At 59.3% G+C, this 19,859-nt stretch carries 30 protein-coding genes; 1 reads left to right on the top strand and 29 read right to left on the bottom strand.

All coding sequences use genetic code 11. The features are described from left to right. Positions 1–20: 20 nt before the first annotated feature. Positions 21–6,047, top strand: coding sequence for a hypothetical protein (locus tag IPM06_18640; GenBank protein ID MBK8772421.1), 6,027 nt, complete (start codon positions 21–23; stop codon positions 6,045–6,047). A gap of 50 nt (positions 6,048–6,097) precedes the next feature. On the opposite strand, the gene IPM06_18645 is transcribed toward IPM06_18640, so the two are convergent. The 29 genes from IPM06_18645 to IPM06_18785 form a co-directional block, all read right to left on the bottom strand. After that, entirely contained in the window at positions 6,098–6,322 is a 225-nt protein-coding gene (locus IPM06_18645; protein MBK8772422.1) for a hypothetical protein, read from the bottom strand. Further along, positions 6,315–6,620: a hypothetical protein gene (locus IPM06_18650; protein MBK8772423.1), complete on the bottom strand. Its 306-nt coding sequence runs from the start codon at positions 6,618–6,620 to the stop codon at positions 6,315–6,317. Before IPM06_18650 ends, IPM06_18645 begins: the two co-directional genes overlap by 8 nt. After that, positions 6,617–7,114: a hypothetical protein gene (locus IPM06_18655; GenBank protein ID MBK8772424.1), complete on the bottom strand. Its 498-nt coding sequence runs from the start codon at positions 7,112–7,114 to the stop codon at positions 6,617–6,619. The genes IPM06_18650 and IPM06_18655 overlap by 4 nt, the downstream gene beginning before the upstream one ends. Then, positions 7,101–7,277 carry a hypothetical protein gene (locus tag IPM06_18660; GenBank protein ID MBK8772425.1) on the bottom strand — a complete coding sequence of 59 codons (177 nt, stop codon included), beginning with the start codon at positions 7,275–7,277 and terminating at the stop codon, positions 7,101–7,103. The genes IPM06_18655 and IPM06_18660 overlap by 14 nt, the downstream gene beginning before the upstream one ends. Continuing rightward, positions 7,270–7,494, bottom strand: coding sequence for a hypothetical protein (locus IPM06_18665; GenBank protein MBK8772426.1), 225 nt, complete (start codon positions 7,492–7,494; stop codon positions 7,270–7,272). The genes IPM06_18660 and IPM06_18665 overlap by 8 nt, the downstream gene beginning before the upstream one ends. Beyond that, positions 7,491–7,892, bottom strand: a complete 402-nt coding sequence (locus tag IPM06_18670; protein ID MBK8772427.1) for a hypothetical protein — start codon at positions 7,890–7,892, stop codon at positions 7,491–7,493. The genes IPM06_18665 and IPM06_18670 overlap by 4 nt, the downstream gene beginning before the upstream one ends. 183 nt (positions 7,893–8,075) lie before the next feature. Next, positions 8,076–8,291 (bottom strand): hypothetical protein, encoded by a 216-nt coding sequence (locus IPM06_18675; protein MBK8772428.1) that lies wholly within the window; start codon positions 8,289–8,291, stop codon positions 8,076–8,078. 303 nt (positions 8,292–8,594) lie between these two features. After that, positions 8,595–8,771 (bottom strand): hypothetical protein, encoded by a 177-nt coding sequence (locus tag IPM06_18680; GenBank protein ID MBK8772429.1) that lies wholly within the window; start codon positions 8,769–8,771, stop codon positions 8,595–8,597. Further along, positions 8,771–8,986 (bottom strand): hypothetical protein, encoded by a 216-nt coding sequence (locus IPM06_18685; protein MBK8772430.1) that lies wholly within the window; start codon positions 8,984–8,986, stop codon positions 8,771–8,773. Before IPM06_18685 ends, IPM06_18680 begins: the two co-directional genes overlap by 1 nt. Further along, positions 8,986–9,249, bottom strand: coding sequence for a hypothetical protein (locus IPM06_18690; GenBank protein MBK8772431.1), 264 nt, complete (start codon positions 9,247–9,249; stop codon positions 8,986–8,988). Before IPM06_18690 ends, IPM06_18685 begins: the two co-directional genes overlap by 1 nt. A gap of 488 nt (positions 9,250–9,737) precedes the next feature. After that, positions 9,738–9,977 carry a hypothetical protein gene (locus tag IPM06_18695; GenBank protein ID MBK8772432.1) on the bottom strand — a complete coding sequence of 80 codons (240 nt, stop codon included), beginning with the start codon at positions 9,975–9,977 and terminating at the stop codon, positions 9,738–9,740. Next, positions 9,974–10,339: a hypothetical protein gene (locus IPM06_18700; protein MBK8772433.1), complete on the bottom strand. Its 366-nt coding sequence runs from the start codon at positions 10,337–10,339 to the stop codon at positions 9,974–9,976. Before IPM06_18700 ends, IPM06_18695 begins: the two co-directional genes overlap by 4 nt. Next, positions 10,336–11,400 (bottom strand): hypothetical protein, encoded by a 1,065-nt coding sequence (locus IPM06_18705; protein ID MBK8772434.1) that lies wholly within the window; start codon positions 11,398–11,400, stop codon positions 10,336–10,338. The genes IPM06_18700 and IPM06_18705 overlap by 4 nt, the downstream gene beginning before the upstream one ends. 17 nt (positions 11,401–11,417) lie before the next feature. Then, the gene (locus IPM06_18710; GenBank protein MBK8772435.1) at positions 11,418–12,761 is read right to left on the bottom strand and encodes a hypothetical protein; all 1,344 of its coding nucleotides are present in this window, start codon (positions 12,759–12,761) and stop codon (positions 11,418–11,420) included. Between the two features lie 29 nt (positions 12,762–12,790). Beyond that, complete coding sequence (locus IPM06_18715; protein ID MBK8772436.1) at positions 12,791–14,008, bottom strand: hypothetical protein; 1,218 nt, start codon at positions 14,006–14,008, stop codon at positions 12,791–12,793. Next, positions 13,992–14,240: a hypothetical protein gene (locus tag IPM06_18720; GenBank protein MBK8772437.1), complete on the bottom strand. Its 249-nt coding sequence runs from the start codon at positions 14,238–14,240 to the stop codon at positions 13,992–13,994. The genes IPM06_18715 and IPM06_18720 overlap by 17 nt, the downstream gene beginning before the upstream one ends. 21 nt (positions 14,241–14,261) lie before the next feature. Beyond that, entirely contained in the window at positions 14,262–14,642 is a 381-nt protein-coding gene (locus tag IPM06_18725) for a hypothetical protein (protein MBK8772438.1), read from the bottom strand. A gap of 169 nt (positions 14,643–14,811) precedes the next feature. Further along, on the bottom strand, positions 14,812–15,087 hold the full coding sequence (locus tag IPM06_18730) for a hypothetical protein (GenBank protein MBK8772439.1): 276 nt from the start codon (positions 15,085–15,087) through the stop codon (positions 14,812–14,814). Further along, on the bottom strand, positions 15,077–15,286 hold the full coding sequence (locus IPM06_18735) for a hypothetical protein (GenBank protein ID MBK8772440.1): 210 nt from the start codon (positions 15,284–15,286) through the stop codon (positions 15,077–15,079). Before IPM06_18735 ends, IPM06_18730 begins: the two co-directional genes overlap by 11 nt. Before the next feature lie 139 nt (positions 15,287–15,425). Next, positions 15,426–15,809: a hypothetical protein gene (locus IPM06_18740; GenBank protein MBK8772441.1), complete on the bottom strand. Its 384-nt coding sequence runs from the start codon at positions 15,807–15,809 to the stop codon at positions 15,426–15,428. A gap of 121 nt (positions 15,810–15,930) precedes the next feature. Beyond that, positions 15,931–16,116, bottom strand: coding sequence for a hypothetical protein (locus IPM06_18745; protein ID MBK8772442.1), 186 nt, complete (start codon positions 16,114–16,116; stop codon positions 15,931–15,933). Between the two features lie 21 nt (positions 16,117–16,137). Continuing rightward, positions 16,138–16,503: a hypothetical protein gene (locus IPM06_18750; GenBank protein MBK8772443.1), complete on the bottom strand. Its 366-nt coding sequence runs from the start codon at positions 16,501–16,503 to the stop codon at positions 16,138–16,140. Position 16,504: 1 nt separating this feature from the next. Further along, positions 16,505–16,837, bottom strand: coding sequence for a hypothetical protein (locus tag IPM06_18755; GenBank protein ID MBK8772444.1), 333 nt, complete (start codon positions 16,835–16,837; stop codon positions 16,505–16,507). A gap of 88 nt (positions 16,838–16,925) precedes the next feature. Continuing rightward, entirely contained in the window at positions 16,926–17,099 is a 174-nt protein-coding gene (locus tag IPM06_18760; GenBank protein MBK8772445.1) for a hypothetical protein, read from the bottom strand. Positions 17,100–17,102: 3 nt separating this feature from the next. Next, positions 17,103–17,306 carry a hypothetical protein gene (locus IPM06_18765; GenBank protein MBK8772446.1) on the bottom strand — a complete coding sequence of 68 codons (204 nt, stop codon included), beginning with the start codon at positions 17,304–17,306 and terminating at the stop codon, positions 17,103–17,105. After that, positions 17,281–17,628: a hypothetical protein gene (locus tag IPM06_18770; protein ID MBK8772447.1), complete on the bottom strand. Its 348-nt coding sequence runs from the start codon at positions 17,626–17,628 to the stop codon at positions 17,281–17,283. The genes IPM06_18765 and IPM06_18770 overlap by 26 nt, the downstream gene beginning before the upstream one ends. A gap of 274 nt (positions 17,629–17,902) precedes the next feature. After that, complete coding sequence (locus tag IPM06_18775; GenBank protein MBK8772448.1) at positions 17,903–18,124, bottom strand: hypothetical protein; 222 nt, start codon at positions 18,122–18,124, stop codon at positions 17,903–17,905. Then, on the bottom strand, positions 18,121–18,405 hold the full coding sequence (locus IPM06_18780) for a hypothetical protein (protein ID MBK8772449.1): 285 nt from the start codon (positions 18,403–18,405) through the stop codon (positions 18,121–18,123). Before IPM06_18780 ends, IPM06_18775 begins: the two co-directional genes overlap by 4 nt. A 640-nt stretch (positions 18,406–19,045) precedes the next feature. Continuing rightward, entirely contained in the window at positions 19,046–19,573 is a 528-nt protein-coding gene (locus IPM06_18785; GenBank protein MBK8772450.1) for a hypothetical protein, read from the bottom strand. Between the last annotated feature and the right edge of the window lie 286 nt (positions 19,574–19,859).

The raw sequence follows: 19,859 nt of genomic DNA on the forward strand, positions 1-19,859 counted from the left end.
CCTACAAAAGGGAGGCCAGGATGGGGAAGCTAAAGAAACAGGTCGTCGACGTTCTCTCGATGCTTGCATCGGAGGATGGAGATCCGGTTGCTCCAGCCAAGATCGAGGAACAGCTCTCGGGAAAGAGCGACGCCTTGGTTGACCTGTTTGCCAAGGACCTCGGCTACGAGGGCGACAGCTTCTCCAGGCAGTATGGTGGAGCCTTTGAGCCGGACGCCCCTGTCGCGCCAGCCAGCAAGACCGAGCAGTTGTTCGGCCGGATCAAGCCTCTCCTGACTGGTAGCGCCGACAGCACTGGTGCATTCAAGGCTGGCGGCAAGCAGGAGGCTGAGTCAAACCGCACGATCGAGGGCATCTACAATGAGACTATCAAGGCAGTCAAGGGGCGCGTCGGAAAGATCCTTGGCCAGGACGCCAACTTCAAGCCGATGCTGTCGCCGCTCGGCAGGATCCTCAATGCTCCGAAGGTCGAGGAGGCCACCAAGCAGGCGTCAGCCGATGAGCTCGGTCGCGTCGTCGACCTGAACTCGGCCGAGCGGTTCGTTCGCGACCTCGCGTCTGGTGGAATGCCGCAAGATGGCACGCTGAACAAGGTGACCGGAGCCTTGAACGCTGGCGCCTCCCCTGTTCGAAGATCTGCAATCGGAAAGATCGGTCCTGGACTTACAAACACATTCTCGCTCCCATCCATCATCGGAAGAGGCAAGACGAAGTTCATGGAGGGCGACGTAGCCCGCTCTCTCGATCTGATTGGCCTGACTGGTGCGCACAATCCTGTCGAACAATTCAACACGGCTCGTGATGCCGCTGACGCAGGCCTTCTGCCGTCCCTGGCTGGTGCCGCGGCTGAAGGTGAACTGGATGCCGTGAAGGCCAAGGCCTACGCGAACATCCCGCTGACGGAGCAGGAGCAGACGATCCTTGATCGCGAAAACCGCGGACTTGGATCGAAAATTGGTGGAGCAGTTGGCGACATCGCGCACGAGGCATGGCGTGATCCAGCAAACTTCCTTCAGCAGCAGGGCGACGCGCTTGGAGATCCATTCAATGCCGCCCTCATGCTCGCGACCGGAGGCGCGGCAGGTGCTCGAAGCGCTGCCGCCAGATCCGCTGGAAACATGGCTGCGCGCGCTAAGCTCATCCCGAAGGCGGGCATCCCGCTTGGCAAGCCCATCGGCGCCCTGGCTGAAGTCGGCGCTGTCGGCGCTCTGGCGCAGGCCGGCAATGAGGGACGCATCACCACCGAGGGAGTGGTTGGCGGAATCCCGCTTGCTGTCGCAACATCGGCCATTGGTCGCATCGCTGGCGGACGTCGCGCTCGCGCCGAGGGCGGGGCCGCCCCGCGCCCCGACGAGACGGCCGCGCCCACCGCGCCCCGCGCCACCGTGCCAACCCCGGACGCGCCTCCCATCATCACGCCAATTCCTGACGTGACCATCCCGCCACCTGACGCCACCTCGGTGCCGCGCACCAGCGTCGACGGCACGCCCATTCCCGACGCGCTCCCGGCCGCCTTCGTCCCGGAGCAACCTCGCGCCGGGCCGACACCAGAGCCCGGCCCCAGCCAGGCTCCCAAGGCAAAGGGGCGCAAGGGAAGTCGCATGAAGCGAACTGCGACCGGAGCCGACGTGTCGCCCGCCCGTGCCGCCGCCCAGACCCAGTCCATCGTGGAGACAGCTCGGCGTGAGGCGCAGCACTTCTCGGATGCCGGGGATCCTGAACTCGCCAGATCCATCATCGAGCGCACGCGCCCAATGCAGGAAGCCCTTCATGGTCCTGACGCACAGAGGGCGATGGACGCCACCCTTGCTGACATCGCGGCCACCACCGAACGCAGGCAGCGCGGGAAGGCCAAGGAGAAGCCGAAGCAGATCCCCATGGACAATCCGCCCATGGACAAGGAGGCGGCCCGGAAGGCCATCGAGGAGGCTCGCCGTGAGGCCCAGTACTACGCCCGCAATGGGGAGCTCGATGTCGCCAACAAGGTGATCGATGATGCAGCCGACGCCTTCAAGGCGAAGCATGGTGATGACGCGCCCAACGCCATCGAGACGGAGAAGAGGATTGTCGCAAAGCAGGTGCCCGCAAAAAAAGCTGACCCGAAGCCGGCCAAGGTAAAGCCCAAGGTCCCGGCTTCGACGGAAGAGGCTGTCGCCATTGTCCAGGAATCCCAGGACAAGATCAATCAGGCCGTAGCCGACGGTGACGCGGAGGCGGTGCGCACGGCTGCCGAGGAAGCCTCGGAGGCGATGAAGGTCGTGCACCCGGAAGGAGATGTCGCGGCCACCAAGACGCAGGAGATCGTCCAGGAGGCGGAGGCCAGGATCGAGGCAGCCGCCCCACCCCCGGAGTCTGATGCAGCCCCGGCGCCCACCACTCCTGACGCACCATCGTCCGAAGTTGTGCCGGATGCCGTGCCAGCACCGGAGCCCAAGGCTCCGAAGACCAAGAAGCCGAAGCAAAGTAAGGAAGAGGATCCGATCGCGCTTGCAAGGAAGTTGCGCGGCGGAGAGCCTGATGGAACCGAGTCGAAGGAACGGCTGACGGTTGAAGTTCGCACACCAGGCGCGAAACCAAAGACTCTCAAGTTCTCGTCTGAAGCCGACTACAAGGAGAATCCTGTCACGGCCGCGCTGAACGACTTCCAGAACATTCGGTCCGTAAACCATTACATGGGACCGAGTAGCCCGTTTGCGAACGTGGAAACTCGCGTTGCCGTCGTGAACAAAAAGCTGAACAGGTATTCGGAGAACATCACGAAGGAGTACGAAACTCCTGATGGCCCAAAGACCTACGCGGAACTTGCGGAAGAAGGAACGCAACACGTCTTCGACGCAATCACAGATGGAGACGTCGCCCCATACGAAGCGTTCCTTGCAGAAAACAACCTGACTCCAAAGAAGTTCGCCGAGATCATCGATGCCGCGTCCATGCCGATAGATCTCCAATCCGAGATTGGTGCCATCAAGGAGGTTGTCAAGAATGGGCGTGACGGGGCTGCCCGCCGAGGCGGACAAACCATGGCGCTGGCTACCAGCCTACTTGGCGCTGTTGCCAGCATGCTTGGGGTTGACGATGCTGGACTCGCAACGATGGCGGCCGCACCAATTCTTGCGGCCACTCCAGAGGCGAGTCGTGCGGTCGCCACTTCTGTCGGAAACGTCTTGACAAATATCGGCGACGCCACGCAACGAGGAGTTGGAAAGCTTGAGACCAGGTCGAATCGCCTGGATCGGAAGACGCTTAGCGTGATCTCCGAAAGTGGAAACAAGAAGGCTGTGCAGTCCGCCATGAACGTCGGCCACAAGACGCGCAGGGCTACAGCGACGGCCGACGACTTCATCGGAAAGTACGGTGGGGCTGTGCGTCAGGCATACGAGGGCATTCCATCGTACGAGACGAGCGCAATTGGGCAGATGGATATTCCAATTCGCGGAATCAAAACAAACGATGCCGTGTATCATGTCACCGATGCCATCGAAGGCAAGAAGGACCCGAGCACATTCTCTCCTCCGGTGAAGCGCTTGTACGATGCGGCGAAAAACTACTGGGATGCGACTCGCGCATGGAACGAGAAGCTTACTGGGCGCAAGGGACGCGACAATTTCGTCCCTCGCCTGGAGAAGCAGTTCGAGGTATACGAACTCACCAAGAAGGCGACCGAGCAATACGGAGATTCGTTCCCTGACAACGAGGCGACGACCACCGTATCCGCAAGGATTCCTGACCCAGTAGACCCAGTTGTCGATGCTGCGGTGCGCGCGCAGGCAGACGACATGATGGCAGGATTCGAGGTGATGCCTGATGGAACTCTCGCTCTCACGATTGATGACAACGGAAGACCTGTTCTCGAGAACAGAGCATGGTACCTGTGGGAGCTTGATGACGAACACGGCGACTCGATGAAGCCGCATCTTCCAGAGATCTTCAAGACCGATCGCGTCAAGGACGCTGATGGAAACGAGACGACAATTCCCGTCCTCCGCAAGGACAAGGCGTGGACAAAGGAGATGCTGTACGACCTACTGAAGACTGAGGGTATTCGGTTGCTGACGAAGCGCCACTCCGTAGACCCGAACGCTCCAGCCGCGCACACAGGGATGTCGAGAGACTTCAAGTCGAAGCGCTGGCAACTTGATCCATCGCTCACCGGGCGGCGCCTCATGCCCTACCTAGGCGACCAGTTCTACAACCGCAACATCATGGATCTGATTGCACATACCGGCGAGCGCCAGGCGCGCGGGCTTGCGCGCATCGAGGAGTTTGGTCGCGATCGAAGCGGGCTCTTGCGTCCGATGCAGCGCATCCGCGCAGGAGTTCCGCGCAGCAAGATGTCGGACGCAGAACTTGGCGTCGTCATGATGAAGGATGGATCGTACCGCCTGGCAATTGCTGCCGACGGCGATGCCTACATGAACTCCATCGTGCGCGACATCGATGATGCTGCGATGGGGTATGCTCGCCCCTACATGGACGCGACCACGATGCACAAGATCTCCAGGATCGCATCACAGATGGTCAGGTTCCCGCTTCTCCTTGGGAAGCTGACGACGGCAGTTCCTGACGCGACGTACCAGGTGACGTCCGCCGCCAACATCGGGCTCGGCACCGAGTTCGGTAAGCAGCGCCTTGGAGTTGCGTCACACCAGATGCCTGGTGGATTCCGCTCGCTGGCATCGTCCATCCTTGAGGGCGCGGCATTTCCAGCAAAGCTGATCGGGGCTGACAAGGCGCTTCGTGACAAGGCTGCATCCATCAGGTACCACGACCCGATGTGGGAGTACATGCAGGCCGGTCTCGTCGACAACGCATCCATCCTTGGATCCAATCCGCTGGAGCGCGCTACCGTGCAGGCGCAACGCATCTTCGGTGCGTTCTCCCGCAACGCGGAGGGAGCAGCGATCGCAGCGCGCCTGGCTGGAATCGAATGGCTGAAGGGATGGGTCGCCGAGGCAAAGCGGACTGGCCGCATTCGCAAGGGTGACGCCGACAACGTCCTCACTGAGGGCGTGCACCGCAGCATCAGCCGCGCCGACATTCGGGAACTGATGGCGCTTATCGATGAGAATGGCGAGCCTCGCGACGAAGGCTCCGCCCGAAGGTTCCTTCAGGTCGCAGCCCCGTTTGCGGACGAGGTGGCCAGCCAGATCAACGGATCGAGCAACGTCTTCCATCAGCCACGGATCACTAGCTCGCTTGACGCCAAGAACTGGGCGTTCATGATGATGACACCGTTGACCCTTGCATCGAATGCGATCGCCAACATCAATCGCGCCAGCAAGGGGAATCGGTCAAAGCTTGGGAAGGTTGCTTCCGTTTCCGGTAGGACCGCCCGCCTGGCCGCCACCTCGGCCGCTGGCAGCCTCGCCAAGACGGGGATCATGGCGACCAACCCTGCGCTGGCGGCAACCCTGCTTGCCATCGCCACGGGCTCCGTGGTGCCAGTAGGGATTGCGGCCCTGACGACCGGAGCCTGGAAGGACACGGACAAGTTCGATGTGAACAACGAGCGGGCAGAGGCGTCATGGAATTACCTGAAGGGGGTTCCATCCAGCGATGCGGCCGACATGATGGGGGCTGCCGCCCGTCTCACGGCAACAGGGCTTCCGGTCAACCCTCGGTTCCTGGACTTGAACATCATGCCAAAGGAAGTGTCTGACGCTGCTGGGTTCCGCGCGCCACCTGGAGCAAGCGGAGCAAAGTTCGTCGGGTCCATGCTTGAGCCAGGCCTATCCGCCCTTGCAGACGAGACGTACCGGCGAGGCACGGATCTCAAGCTTGCGTATTCCTTGGCAAAGAATGGAGGAATCGCAGACGCGATCCAGTTGGCGACCGCCTCCACGTTCCTTCCGTCCACTAGAGAGATGGCAGGGATGAAGTTCAAGGATCTTCGCGAAGGAATGAAGCCGATCGATGCTCGCGAGAAGAAGCGTGACGACATCGAGCTCGCGCGCAAGCCGTATGTACCGGGCCTCAAGCGCGACGCGAAGGTCAGGAAGAAGACGTCGAAGATAAAGGGAGTCAGGGCGATCAAGGAATACGAGTAGGCCGAAAACGAAAAAGCCCCACCAGGAATTTCCTGATGGGGCTTGCCAGTTCACGTCACCTCGCGCAACGAATCTTCCCAGTATGTGGACCAGTCGCTGAACCCGATCCTGTACGACTCCTCGTGCGGATCATCCGGAGACGGCATCCAGAACTTCCACCCGGGCTGCTTGACGGGCTTGAGCTGGTACCAGTGCCACTCGCCAGCGTAGTCCTGGGCAACCCACCCTGGCCCGTGTTGGCGTCGGCCAACTTCGACCGCCTGGTCCTCATCCATCCTGGAGATTCATGGGGCGGTAACTTTCCTTCACCACCTCATACCTTTCGGCCCAGCAGATGGAGCTCTCGTCGAAGTCCCACCCCTTGTCCATCGGGCTGTCGTCGCCAGTTGTCGACGCCCCGTAAAACCCGATGATCTGATCGTTGAGATTGACGACAACGAAATCATCGAACCACCAGCGTCGTTCGCTAACCATGTGCCGGTGGATTTCTCGGCAATTCCAACGAAGGAATTTGAAGACATCCGTCTCCGATGTCTTCGCCATCTCCTGCTTCACAAATTCAAGCGCTGTCATGTTTGATCCCTTTCAATTGGTTTCTTGAGCTTTCCCATCGCCGCGAACTTCGCCAGGATTTCCTGAAGCGGCTTCCGTAGAACGGCGCCACCCGACGACTTCACCTTCTGCTTCACCTTTTTCTTCGGCCTCGGACGTGACTCGTGGACCGGAATCCCGATCGCCACCTTCCTCTCCGAATGCTTTGCCTGGTACTCCTGGAATGAGAGGCCTCCCCCATTCCGTTGGTGCACCTTCCAGTTCTGCCACAGCTGCGATGTCGATCCTTCCGGGCGCACCCGCGGCTGCCTCATGACGTGCACCCGGCGTGTGGCCGCCGCCTTGTTGTTGCCTCGGATCCACAGGAACAGGCACCAACACGGAACAGGTCTGCCATCCTTGCGTTGTGCATACCCCCAACTCTTGTACTCCTTCAGCCGGAAGTTGACCTCCTCCGCGTCAACGGTCGGGCCGAAGTCAGGAAGCTTCACGTTGAGCGGGCTACCCATCGTCATCCTCGATATTCGCCCGATGGTACATCTCGATCTTCACGATCTCCAAGACGCCGATCACCTCGGAGATCGATAGGATTCCGCAGTACTTGTCGATCAGGTCCTCGATCTCGCCCTGGAGGATTCCTGGGATCGGGGCGGTGACCCCGGTCTTGTCGTCATCCATGGTCGTCATCCTGGAAGTACTCGCACTCATCGCCCCCACTGCACGACTTCCCGCTGGACCCGTTGGCGCTGCCGCCGAGCGGGGCGAGTGCCAGGATCACGAACGCGATGACGCCGGCGCCGACGGACCCGAAGAACAGGCCGACGCCAGTGGCGATCATCGCGGCGAAGGCGATCCATGATGTCCACACAATCAAGTAGATGGTTTTGAGTTTCATTCCCCATCCCACCTATCGATGAATTCTGGGCGAACCAACTCAACTTGCGTCCAGTCAATCCCTGGCCGATGCATGAATGCGTACTGCTTCAGAGGGGCTCCGAACGCCGCATCGTCGACGTACAGGTGAGCAAACGCCTTTGGGGATTGCGTCCACAGAAACTGCTCCGGGTTTTTGTTCACGCCGAACAGATCGATGCCGCGCTCCTTGTACCAGTTGACGGCATCCTGAAGCTCCTTCCCGCTACGCATCGTCCACAGGATCAGCTTGACTCCAGCCTTCGCGGCCTCGCGAAGCTTGTCGACAGCGAGCGGAAGCTCTGGCCCGACATCCGGGTACCTGTGGTCAACAACCGTTCCGTCGAAGTCGACGGCGATGATCTCGTATTTCAAACTCATTCGATCCTCCAGTTTGTTTGTTGGTTATCTGCGTCGGTGGTCACGAACGATCTTTCGTCGCAACAACTTGATGACACGATCCTCGAGATCCTTCGACCGTTCACGAAGCGTGCCGACAACCTTCTCGGCACCCTTGAGTCGTTGTTCCAGGAATTCGAACTCGCCCATCCCGAACAGCTGCACCTAGAATTCGATCTGCTTGGTCGACCCGTTGAACGGAATCTCGACAGCCATCGGACATCCGTGCTTTCCGGATGCGATGTCGTTCTCGATTACCTTCGCGATCTCGTGGGCCGCCCGACGAAGGAAGCGAGTTCCGGCCTCGACCTTCATCTCGTGGCTCATGCGGGCATGATCCAGCGCATTGATCTTCTCGGAGATCCTGTAGGTTTCGCTCATTTGGAAATCATTTCCTGTGCACGCAGGGCGGCGAACTCATACCCCTCTTGCGCTGTGCGTATTTCCCATGCATCCCATTCTCCATTCAGATACCGAGATGTGAACGCGTTACGATCCCACTCCGGAACCACACGCTCCGTCTTGAGTCTAGCGATCTCGGTGCACGCTGGCTCGCGGACGACGCCGCCACCGATCCCAACGGTGTAGCTGCCGCATTCGTACGCTCCTTTCCTGCCGCTCCATGGCATTCCGCAGTTCGGACAATTTTCTTGTTCCATCCCGATCCCTCGTTTGTTTGATGTTTCAGTACGACCCTTGCCGGAATGCCCCGACCAGGATCACGGCGATTGCGATCCCCGCAACCCACCCACTCATTGCTGTCGTTGTCGCCACCACGGACGCGAACGCCCCGATGACGAATGCGGCCCGGACGAACCGGAACTGCCGCTGCCATTGCTGTGTCGTATTCTGGTCGAACATCAGAGCCTCCCCGCTTTCGCTTCAAGCCCAAGCTCGTGAATCCTGGCCTCGCACGCCATCGCTGCCCGCTCACTTGGGATGGCATGGCGCCCCGACTTCATCCGAAGCAGGTTCCACCGTCCTCCCACCTCACGGTACAGCACCTTCCACAGGGTGATGGCGTGGTCGGCCGCGGTCCACTTGGCCTGGGCCTCGCCGACGATCTGCCTGGCCATCAGGTAGTCGCCTTCTTGGCTTGCTCATGGGCGGCTAGGCAGATCATCCCGTAGGCCGTCACCCTCGCCTTCCCGAACTGGTCCAGGGTCACGGCGCCGTCGTCCTCCAGGGCCTTGATGTGCCTCTGGACTCCGCACTTCGAGCGGTACCCCGCCTCCTGGGCCACCAGGCTGCGCGACGCCACCCTTCCTGCCTCCTGTTCTTTTGCGAGGATTCGGAGCACCTGAACCCTTCGCTCGTTCTGCCACGGGTACGTACTCATGACGTTTCCTTCTGGTTAGTTTGTCCGACTCCCGGCACCATGCCTCGATGTCGACGGCGGGAACCCCTGCTGCAACCAGCGACAGGTTCACCCTCTCCATCATCGCCATGACTGCCAGGTCTATTGCGTGCGTTTTCGTGATGTCGAGGACCTCGGCCAGAACGCTGACGATGACGTCGGTTCGCGCCAGCATCCTTGCGCCCACGGCTGTTGGTTGGCGCGACCACTTGTCGATGGCCCCGCGCTGCGACTTGTTTCTCCACGCCACTTTGATGGGCTTCACAGCTCCTCCCATGCGACCCGATGGATCCCACCACCGGAGTCCAGAAGATACACCCCAGTCCGGTCGGCTGAAATGGTGACGACCCAGCAGGCAGGACCTACCTGTGGGCCGTCAAATGGGAAGGGCTTGAAGTCGTTGGCCCGTACGGCCGCCCCAAGCGCCTTCCTGGAGGGGAAGGAAGCGACCCAGCTACGGGCCGCCTCGATCATCGCGGTGGGCCCTGGACGGCCAGGGACGCCAGCCACGCAGGGAACAACGAGATCCCTGCGAAGACGGACGCGACATGGCCAGCGACCGGACCCAGGTAGGCACTCATCACCACATCCACCAGCCCCACCAGGAACAGGTAGAACAGGGTGAAGGCGGTGACGATGAACCAGGTCCTGGACGGGAGGCTCCTGATGTACCAGAGGATGACGATTGCGAATTGCTTGAGACGATTCATTCGTCACCACCCATTCCATCGATCGCTTCCCGGGCAGATCGCTCCGCCTCGGACACGGTCTGCCCCTCGCCCGTCTTCTCCCCCATCACCCATGCCACGAACGACATAGGCCCTTCCTTGGTGACCTCGATCTCGAATCCCTTGTGGTTCACGACGTACTTCATAGGCGACTCCTGTGGCTCGATGATGAAGGTACCGCCGCGCGCGGCAGTCGCCATGATGATGCGTCGCAGCACGGTGAAGGCGCCATCGTCCGCCAGGTTGACGGAACGGACGGTTCTCGTGCCGTCGGTCCAGGACACGGTCGTGGTGGCGAACAGCGGGGTGGCGTTGCGCACGGATCGATACAGCTCCTCGATCACGACACCACCTCCTGTCCATCGATCGTCACGAACTCCCCCTCGAACACCTTGGGCGCCTCCTCATCGTCGTCGTCATCAAGGGCGCGCTCATAGTACACGTACTCCTCGAACTCCGAGAGTGGCAGCCCCCCACTCAAGAACTGGAGAGTCATCCAGGCGTCACGAGCGAACGTGTCCGCATCGTCGCCATCGGTATCATAGATGTGTGCCTCTGCCTTCAGGGCCTGCATATCGATCTTCCCCTGAACCGCGATGATCGCCCATGCCTCCGTCTGTTTGGCGAACGTCTCGCAGAACTCCTCGTACACGAGGTCGCTCCAAAGCTCGTCGACCTTCGGAATTTTCTTTTCCTCGAGGTCAGGAGTGGCGTCGTCGACCAGCTTGTTCCATCGCCCGTACCAATCCTGCTCCCAGTCGCCCTCGCGATCCAGGGATCCGACGGTGGTGCATCCGTAGTTGCGGAAGCCAGTGCGGCCGATGTCGCGGTAACCATCGTTGGAGTAGAAGCAGCCGTTCACCTCGAGCCAGTGGCCGATCCTCGTCACCGCCCCGCTTGGCGTCATGACGGCCAGGCGGTCGGTACCGATGATGGACCTGATCGCACGGAGCGCATTCGGGTCATCCAGGTGGTCCATGAAGAAGGGCATGGCGTCCCTGGCGAACGCCATGGTGTCGCTGACACCCTTGTCGTACCCGTAGTCGCTGATGATCCCGTTGTGCATGAGGACCGGAGTCTGCGTGACCTTGCACAACGCCTCCATCGCCTCCTGGTCCATCCCGATGGGGAAGGGATGGGTGTGCTTGGGGTCCGTGCGTCCACCATGCGTCCCGATGCGGAAGTGCAGGAACATGAGGCCACGCTCGATGTTCGGGTCCAGCGCCCGCAGCATCTCGATGGCGTCCATGAACTCCTCCAAGGTCTTGAGCCCCTTGTAGATCTGGATGCCCCCGTTGCACGGGTAGCAGATCCCCGCGCCATCGCTGTTGGAGCGCCAGCAGTTGGCGAAGGTGTTGGCGTCAGGAAGCTCGACGCCGGCAGGTTTGATGATGGCGATACACATTTTTTTCGTTCTTTCGTTTACGCCGCACGCTGGCGGCGCGGTACTGGTTTGTCGATGGATCCGACATTCACCTTCATGGGCCCGATAGACATTCCCATTTCGATGACGTCGGCGATGTGGTTGTTGAACATGGTCGGCAGGAAGATCTCGTCGAACGGAATGTACGACGCCAGCCAAGGATCCTTGGTGTCGTCGCACCACGACCAGAGATTGTGGTACAGCTGGATCTGGGCATGGAAGCGATGGATGTCGAGCGTCATCCCGGCGATGCGGAACTCGACAAGGTCGTCATGCGGCTTCAGTTGGGTTGCGCCATGCCCCTTCTGGGTTTGCCAATCCTTGGGGTCGTCCTTGATGGATTGCTCGTGGTGGACGTAGCTCTCGCGGCGCCTCCTGGATGCGGGGTCCGTGAACAGCATCAACGCCGACCGGAACCGCTCGACCGCGATTGTCGCAGCCCTCATCCCGTCCTCACGCAGCAGCTTCATGTTCGTGTGGCACCCAGATGGGTACAGGTCAAGCCGCGCCTCGTGCGTCTCCATCAGCTCGAAGAACTTCTCGTAATCCCCCCAGATCGCAAGATGGTCAAGCGCAGTCCGCGGATGCCCAATGAACTCGATGCCAGTCGCTCGCGAAAGAGACCCGTCACGCGTCGGGAACGCGAAGTCCTCGCCAAGCGTCGTCACGTAGTCGTCCATCAACCCATTGTTAGGGCTGTCGAACGATCCGACCTCCATCTCCAGCCCGATCATCGGACCAGGGAGCGTCTCGTGCTTCTTGAATCTTCCGTGTTGTCCGTATGGCTTGATGCGCTCGCCGCAACTTCCACCATCACGCTCCTCGTCATCGTCGTCATCGCAATCACACGGATGATCGTTATGATACGACGAATCACAATGTTCGCAAAAGTGGTGGTTGTCATCGTAGCACGACTGACACAGATTCATGTAGTCGTACCCAGCATTGTCGACGTCATACATGAACCATTGATCGCAATCCTCACACTTCCACGCCTCACTGCTGCAACAGGTGTCGCAGAAATGCTTTTCGGGACTGCGTCGACCAGTGCTCACGCTGTTCAACTCATCCTCAAAATACTCCTCGCAATGCTCGCACCAATACGCATTGTCACTGATGCACGATTCACACCACTCCTTGGATTCTGATGCATTGTCAAGCGTGACGTGCACAAATCCCGATCCTTCAGGATTCTTCCATTCGCTACAGCATTCGCACTCGATCCAGTCCTCGCAGTTGTCGCAATGGTCGTATTCCTCGTCCTCGGAGTCGACCTCGACCATCTCACCGCATCGCGGGCACTTCACGAGGATCGGTTCCTTCTCCTCCTCATCGACTTCCATGACGATTTCCTCGCCAAATTCGTGAGTGTTCAAAATGGCGCCTCCTGGAGTTGTGCAATGTTCGCCATGGCATCGTTGATGACGGCGTAGTAGTGGGATTCAGCAATCTTTGCGAATTTCCACCACATTTGATGTCGGAACGAATCGCTCCGCGATGGATCGTATTCATTTATGCGCTTTGGCTCATCAACCCATATCCCATTCGGATAGTCGCTGATATTGCACATGAATCCAACCAACCACCATTTCGGGGCATCCTCCAGCTTCACGAACGACGGCGCGCTCGCAACACCATTCTCGGTATCGAATGAGAACACCATCTCGCCAGTCAGCAGGCCGCGGAAGATCGCGATCTTGCGATCATCACCATCGCCAATCCACACGAGATCGCCGATGTCGGCGCCATGTACTGGCTGGCCAGCCACGATGCATCGGTATTCGAGAGCATCCGGAGTGACGGAGGAATGCGCGCACGCCCGATTGATAGCTTCCGTGTAGTACGCCTCATCGATGCAGCAGAACATCCAGTTGTCGTCGAATTTGTACGACCCACTCGTGATGCGAGTGAGAATGTCGCGCCGTCCCGAGTCGAATTCGTTAAATGGCGAATCCTGGATCGCGCAACGCATCCCGATCATCCATTGTTCGTCGTGATCGAGGGTGAACAGCTCGAATGGAGTGTTGACCGTCTTTTCTCCAGACATCGTCTTGATGGTGATGCTGTTTTGACCGTTGACGCTCTTGATGATGGCGATCTCGCGACGCGCATTGCTCCTATCGCCATTGTCCTTCACCCACACCAACCGTCCAACCACCATTTGGATCACATGCCACTCGACGGCGCGAGTTCCGTACGACGATCCAGGAAATCCTCGTTCTTGCGCAATCACCCGCTCGGCAACCGCCATCTGCTCGACGCCAACCTTGCGACGGAAGTGCGACTTGGTCCAGTTGGATGGGCGGGTGCCGACCGAGTCGCCCACTGGACGCCAGCGATCCGGCTCCTTCAGGGGCGCCCACTGGTCGCCATCCTGGATCAGGTCGTCGTCGACCAGCATGCGCCACGCACTGGGCGCCAGGAGTTCCTGGGGCGGGGTGGTGTACGGAAGGGGTAGTTCCTCCTGGGCGGGACGGCGGGACGGCAGGTCGACGGGGTAGCCCGCCGCGGCAAGGGCCTCGCTCATGGACGACCGGAACCAGTCGTCGTCCAGCATCTGCATTGCGATGATCTCATGGATTTTTGGCATTGTCGTTTTCCTCGTTGATGATGATGTTCTCGCTGGCAGCCATGCGGAGAACGTCCGCTCTGGCCATCAGCACGTTTGCCCGTCCAGCCAGGATGGTCGCCTCATCGAGGAGGCGCTGCCTTGCGCTTCCCTTGAGAAGGGCGAACGCCCCGTTGCACGGTTGGTCATTGAGCATCGCGGTGACCCGAACGGCACCACCGGACACCCAGACACTTTCAATTTTGACGTCCATGTTATGGCGTTTGCACACGAGTCACCTCTTTTGTTTTGCGTTGATTTCGGCCATCACCTCAGAAAGCGGGCGCTCTCCTTGCCCGAACCCGCCTTCCCTGACTGGGCGACCATAGATCCATTGGGATCCGTCCCATCGGTAGAAGCAATTCCACCAAATGCACTCTGCGTCAACAGGGTCTTTGACGATGATAGGTGCGTTTTCATCTCCTTTCAAAAGGAGATGAAAACGCACCTTTGAATGAAGCATTGCAACTATCCAAGCTCCAATCTCTCCTGGAGAATTGCGATACTCCAAAAGATGAGGACCAATATCCATTGGCCCTCCATCAAATTGCTTGTAGCGCCCATACCACATTTTATCGATGTTGCATTGCGCGATGATGATTGCTCGCGTTCCCACGATTATTCCTTTCGAAGACGGATGATTTTGCGTTTACGGCAAACCCAGTTTTCCCAGGGCTCACCTCGTTTATTGACACTCATGTTCCGGCCGAACAGGATACATGGACCCTCCCCAGCATAGAAGCACTGGCGACACCGCTCAGGGCGGTGTGGCGTCTTTTTCCCCTTCACTGGCACCCCCAGATCTGCCTGAACTCGTGCAGGGACATCAAGGAGGGCTCGCAGTCCCCGTCGATGGCCTGGACGGTGTACCCGATGGCAACCCGCTCATGCCCCTCGCCGCAGGACGTGGCGGCCACGAGGTCACGCCGATCCTGGAAGCGGTACACGCAGATCGTGGTGGACTGGTAGTAGGTCTCCCGGTATTCCTGCACGGGACCAGGCTCGGTCGGGGTGCAGGATGCCAGGAGGATGGCGGGGAGAATGAGGAGCTTACAGGTCATGAGCGACTCCAATCGAGAAGGAGCGGTACAGGCTCTCGATCGACGCCTTCAACAGGTCGTCGTTGTTGACCACCAGGTATGGCGTCGTTCCTGGAGGATAGTCGGCGTTGTTGAAAACGACAGTCGACTGTTTTGCGTAGCCGACATCCTGGATGCGGATCACGCCGCCATTCGACATGAACTTCATGAAGTCAGGCATGGAGCCCTCCTGTTGTTGCGGACCCGACCGGATCCTGTGTGAGGACATCTCCACGGAATCGAACCGTGAGGGCGAAAGTGAAAAGGGAGGATGGCCATTGAAACCATCCTCCCCATGATTTGGTGCGACCGGAACCCGGTTAGACCAGCGGGCAGAACCGGAAGAACACGGACTTGGGGAAGTCCGTGGGGAACTTGCCCACGGCGTCGCCCACCAGACGCAGGCGACCCGGCTTCTCGGTCAGGGCCCAGAAGTCGCCCTTCTTGATCTGCGCATCCTGGGACAACTGGATCTTCTCGATGCCCGCGATCTTCAGCTCTTCGTTGGTGGCGTGACGGAGATGGTGCGCAGCGACAGGGGCGGAGATTCCGTCCTCGCCCTGGATAATCGGAGTTCCATCCTTCGTCGCAGCGACCACGGCAACGGCGGTTCCTGTGCGATCGACGACGACCACGCAACCGACCGGGAACTCGTTGTCCTGGGCGATGATGGCACTCTTGGCGGTGTTGAGGAGATTCGACATGGTGTTTTTCCTTTTTCTCGATGTTGGTCGAGCGCACCGTACCACGGCGCTCGTGTCATGGGATGGGCCGCCACCCGGCGGAGGGGTGGGTGGTCACCGCGATTCGCGGCCCGATGGAGGGTTACAGGATGTCGTCGAACACGTCACCAATTCCACCAGCGATGTCGTCGGTGAGGTCGGTGACAGCCTTGAGGGGCGATCCTTGGCGAGATCCGTTACCTCCGGTGGCGATGTCGACCCCGGCATCCAGGATCTTGATGGGGGAGATAGCAAGGCCAACGCCGAGCTTGAAGAGGGATCCGAGCATGATTTTCTCCTGGGTGATTGGTTATCCGTTGCCGTTGCCGTCGCCGTCGCCGTTGCCGTTGCCGTTGCCGTTGCCGTCGCCGTCGCCGTTGCCGTTGCCGTTGCCGTCGCCGTTGCCGTTGCCGTCGCCGTCGCCGTCGCCGTTGCCGTAGCCGTAGCCGTAGCCGTAGCCGTAGCCGTAGCCGTTGCCGTCGCCGTTGCCGTCGCCGTCGCCGTAGCCGTAGCCGTAGCCGTAGCCGTAGCCGTAGCCGTAGCCGTAGCCGTAGCCGTCGCCGTCGCCGTAGCCGTAGCCGTCGCCGTCGCCGTAGCCGTAGCCGTAGCCGTAGCCGTAGCCGTAGCCGTAGCCGTAGCCGTAGCCGTCCGACCGGATTAAAAGTGGTTGTGGCATACTACCACCCGCTGACGACGGCGATTGCCACGATCGGGGTACAGCGGACGGTTCCGCCATCGTCGACCACGGTTTTGGCGGTCGGACCATTTGCCAGCTCCGCCAGACCCTTGGTAGTTCCCCAGCGACGGATGTTCTTGGCGCCACGGATGGTCACAGATCCGTCGTCGTGGTCCTCGCATGTTCCGACAAACACCCAGCCACGGTCGGCCACGATGATGCGCTTGTCACCCATGATGGGGCTGGCGAGCTGGATGCTGTCCTTGCGAACGAAGTCGACGGGCTTGCCGCCGATGGTCAGGGTGATCTCGTTCTCGTTGTTCAGATTGCTCATGGTTTCCTCGTGTTGTGAAATGGGGATTTCCCCTGGTGGATAGGCGCCCCGGCAGGATTCGGACCCGCCATGGCCAGTTAGGGCGAAATCAAAACTCGATGCCAGCCAAGATTCCTTCAAACTTGGAGACGCGCAGTTTTGCAAGATGCACAGCCCACTCCGCCTGGGAGCGGAATGGCGCTGGAACCTGCATCTTGTCCATCTTCCCGCTGGAGACGATGTTGTCCGCGATCGAGATGATGAGGACTACTCGCGGGTCCACGAGTCAGTCCTCCGACCAGCACTGCCCATACCGTGACTCGTAGCAGGTCGACAGGCGTGTTGGTGCTGTGGCCCGTGCCGCCATCACCACGACCACCAGGGGTGGTGCGGTGACCAGGGCGACGGTGTCACGATGGGGCGCCTGGACCGGAGCCAGGGTAGCGAGCAGGATTCCGATGGTGTCACGCACTGGGGGAGTCCTCGCCAAGAAGGGTCTTGAGCTTGGCGACCATCTCTTCGGGGGACAGCCCCTTGAAGGTCTCCATGATCTTCTCCGTCTTCTCCTTGGCATCCACGCCATTGGCGATGGCCATGATGGCGGATTTGACGATGTAGCCAACGACCCAATTCTTCTCGAACGCCTCGGCCGTGGTTGCGGTCATGTTGGTGACGACGCCAGCCATCGTGGATTTTCCGTCGTCGTTCATCCCCATGAAGGCGATAGCTAGGTTGGCGTCAGTCGCTTCGGCCAGCGTCTTCAATTCGGTCATGAGGTATTCGACGCGCTCTCGTTGTGTCGCGTTGAGCATTCGCTTCTCCTGTTGTTGTGAAATGGGGATGTCCCCGTGTGGAAAGCCCCGTGACGGGATTCGAACCCGCCATGGCCAGTTAGGGGCGACGCTGAAGCGAGATGATGGCGATGATGAAGCCGCCAGACGTCACGATCCAGGAAGTGATGAATGCGTACCGAAGCAGGGAATCAATATCCACGAAGACCTCGGAGGACGACGGTGGCGCGAACCCTCCCTTGCTCCCAGCGCCGGTCATTGCGCTTGAGGACAGACAGGAAGCGGAAGAGGGCGATCATGAGCCGGGCTCCAGGACGATCTCGGGAAGCTTCCCTTCCCACAAGGAACCTTGTGGATAGTATCCGGCAAGCCTGAACTCGGACAGAAGCAAGAACTTCGCTTCACGCCGAGTGATTTCTCCATCCATGTACCGATTGAAGATTTTTCCCTCTTTTTCGGTGGAGCAGAACATGGCGAGCTCTTCGATTGGCAGTTCGCACAATGCGGCAAGCCTCATTTAGATTCTCCTTGATTAAGAGCGTTTTCAGCGAGATCAGCGACAAACATCATGTCGTTGAAATGGCCTTCATCTTGTGTTGGCGAAAGCTCCTCGGATTTTCTTGCAGAAAAACTCATGATCTCCGCAAGAACAGACCGAAGATGAGATTCATTCGAATGCAAGTGCACGACTTGCTTCATCAAAAATGTTTTCATTGGTGCGAACACCTTGCAAACGGTATCAGACCCGGTGCATCCAATTTTATCATACTCGCAATCACCGCACGACGGCAGAAGCATTCGTTTCTCCTTTGGCGATTAGTTGGTAGAAGCGATCGCTTAGGCGTCTCCGAAAGAGCCATTCACGGATCGGGGGAAGTTCGTTGGAGTCCATTATTTTGTCTTCCAAACGAGGTAGGCGACGCCAGCATAAATCCCTACAGTCAAGATTTGATGCGCAATCTCGTAATTCATGTGTCCTCCATTGTTGAGCGATTAGGGATCCCGCCACCTGCACTGAAGCGGAAACGGCGAAAAACCGCGCCCGGGCTCTCCGGTCGCGTTCTTTCCGTTTGGTGGCGGTTTTGGTTTGGCCTTTCCGGTTTTCTGGTCCCCAGCGACTAGCTGGGAATCCGGAAAGACTCATGCATCCATTGACGGATGCCCAACGATGTCAAAAGAAACGAGGGGACCGGAACCCACAAGCATTGCTTGTCCCATGGAGGGAAGGGAGGCGGAAGAGTCGCGCCTTAAACCAGCTCTCGTGAGTCGATGTCTCGCGACTCGCGGAAAAGCAACGTGCAAACGTGCGTTAGGGTCGGAAGTAGTCGCGACACTGCACGGATGACGAAGGGATCTAGTCCAGATCCAAGGATAGAGGACGGTAGGCCATTGCAGGACCTAGCGAAGGACCGGGATCCTTCCTTTCCGTCCAAGTGGCCTAGAGGGTCGCCACGTTGCGAAGAGCCGCAACAATCGCCCGACGTTCTGGGTGGTTGCGGGGAAGTCCGTTTTCCTTGGCATCCTCCAGTGCTTCCACCAACAAGCGAGCGCACTGGACGGTGTGAGCGTTGTCGGAAACGAGGATCTTTCCCCCTTTCCCGCCAAAGGAAACGGTAGTGTCCAGATCCTTGACCACGGAAGCGACGCGATGGCCAAGGGCGAAAGCATCCTTAGCAGACTTCACGGTCGGTTCACGCCAAACACGAACGCGGGAAGGTTCAGTTTCCGTGGAAACGTGAGAGACAATGGTTTCCTTGCGTTCCTTGGCCGTTTTGAAGGTTGCCACGGATGCCACGAAGGAAGCAAGGGGGGAAACCTTCTTGGAGGGACCGGAACCAGCTTTGCGCATCTTCGCCTTCTCTTCCTTCGATGCCGAAGCATAGAGGGACATAGCAAGGGCGATCTGTGCAGGAGTCAAGGTTTCCGTGGTTTCGGGCTTGTCGGTTTCGACGTTGTCGGTGTTCATGGATAGACTCTTTCGATTTTGCGATTGTGACGGTTTTGGTGGAAAGGGTGATGGAGGGGTGCAGGATCGTTAAACCATTACAGGATAACGACTTACGCCCAACCCGCGACACCCGCAAAGAGTGGCGCGCGCCTTACCGTGTTCGGGATTTAGTGTCCCGGCTCATCGAAGGTACCGTCCAGACCTGCCGAACGGAAATCGGTCAATCCGAGTGCAGAGTATGGGTAACGCGCGCGAAAACGTGCCCCGGGGGAGGGGTTTATGGGGAGGTAGGCGGGCGCGTGAA

This window comes from Hyphomicrobiales bacterium, assembly GCA_016710435.1.
Lineage (GTDB): Bacteria > Pseudomonadota > Alphaproteobacteria > Rhizobiales > Aestuariivirgaceae > Aestuariivirga.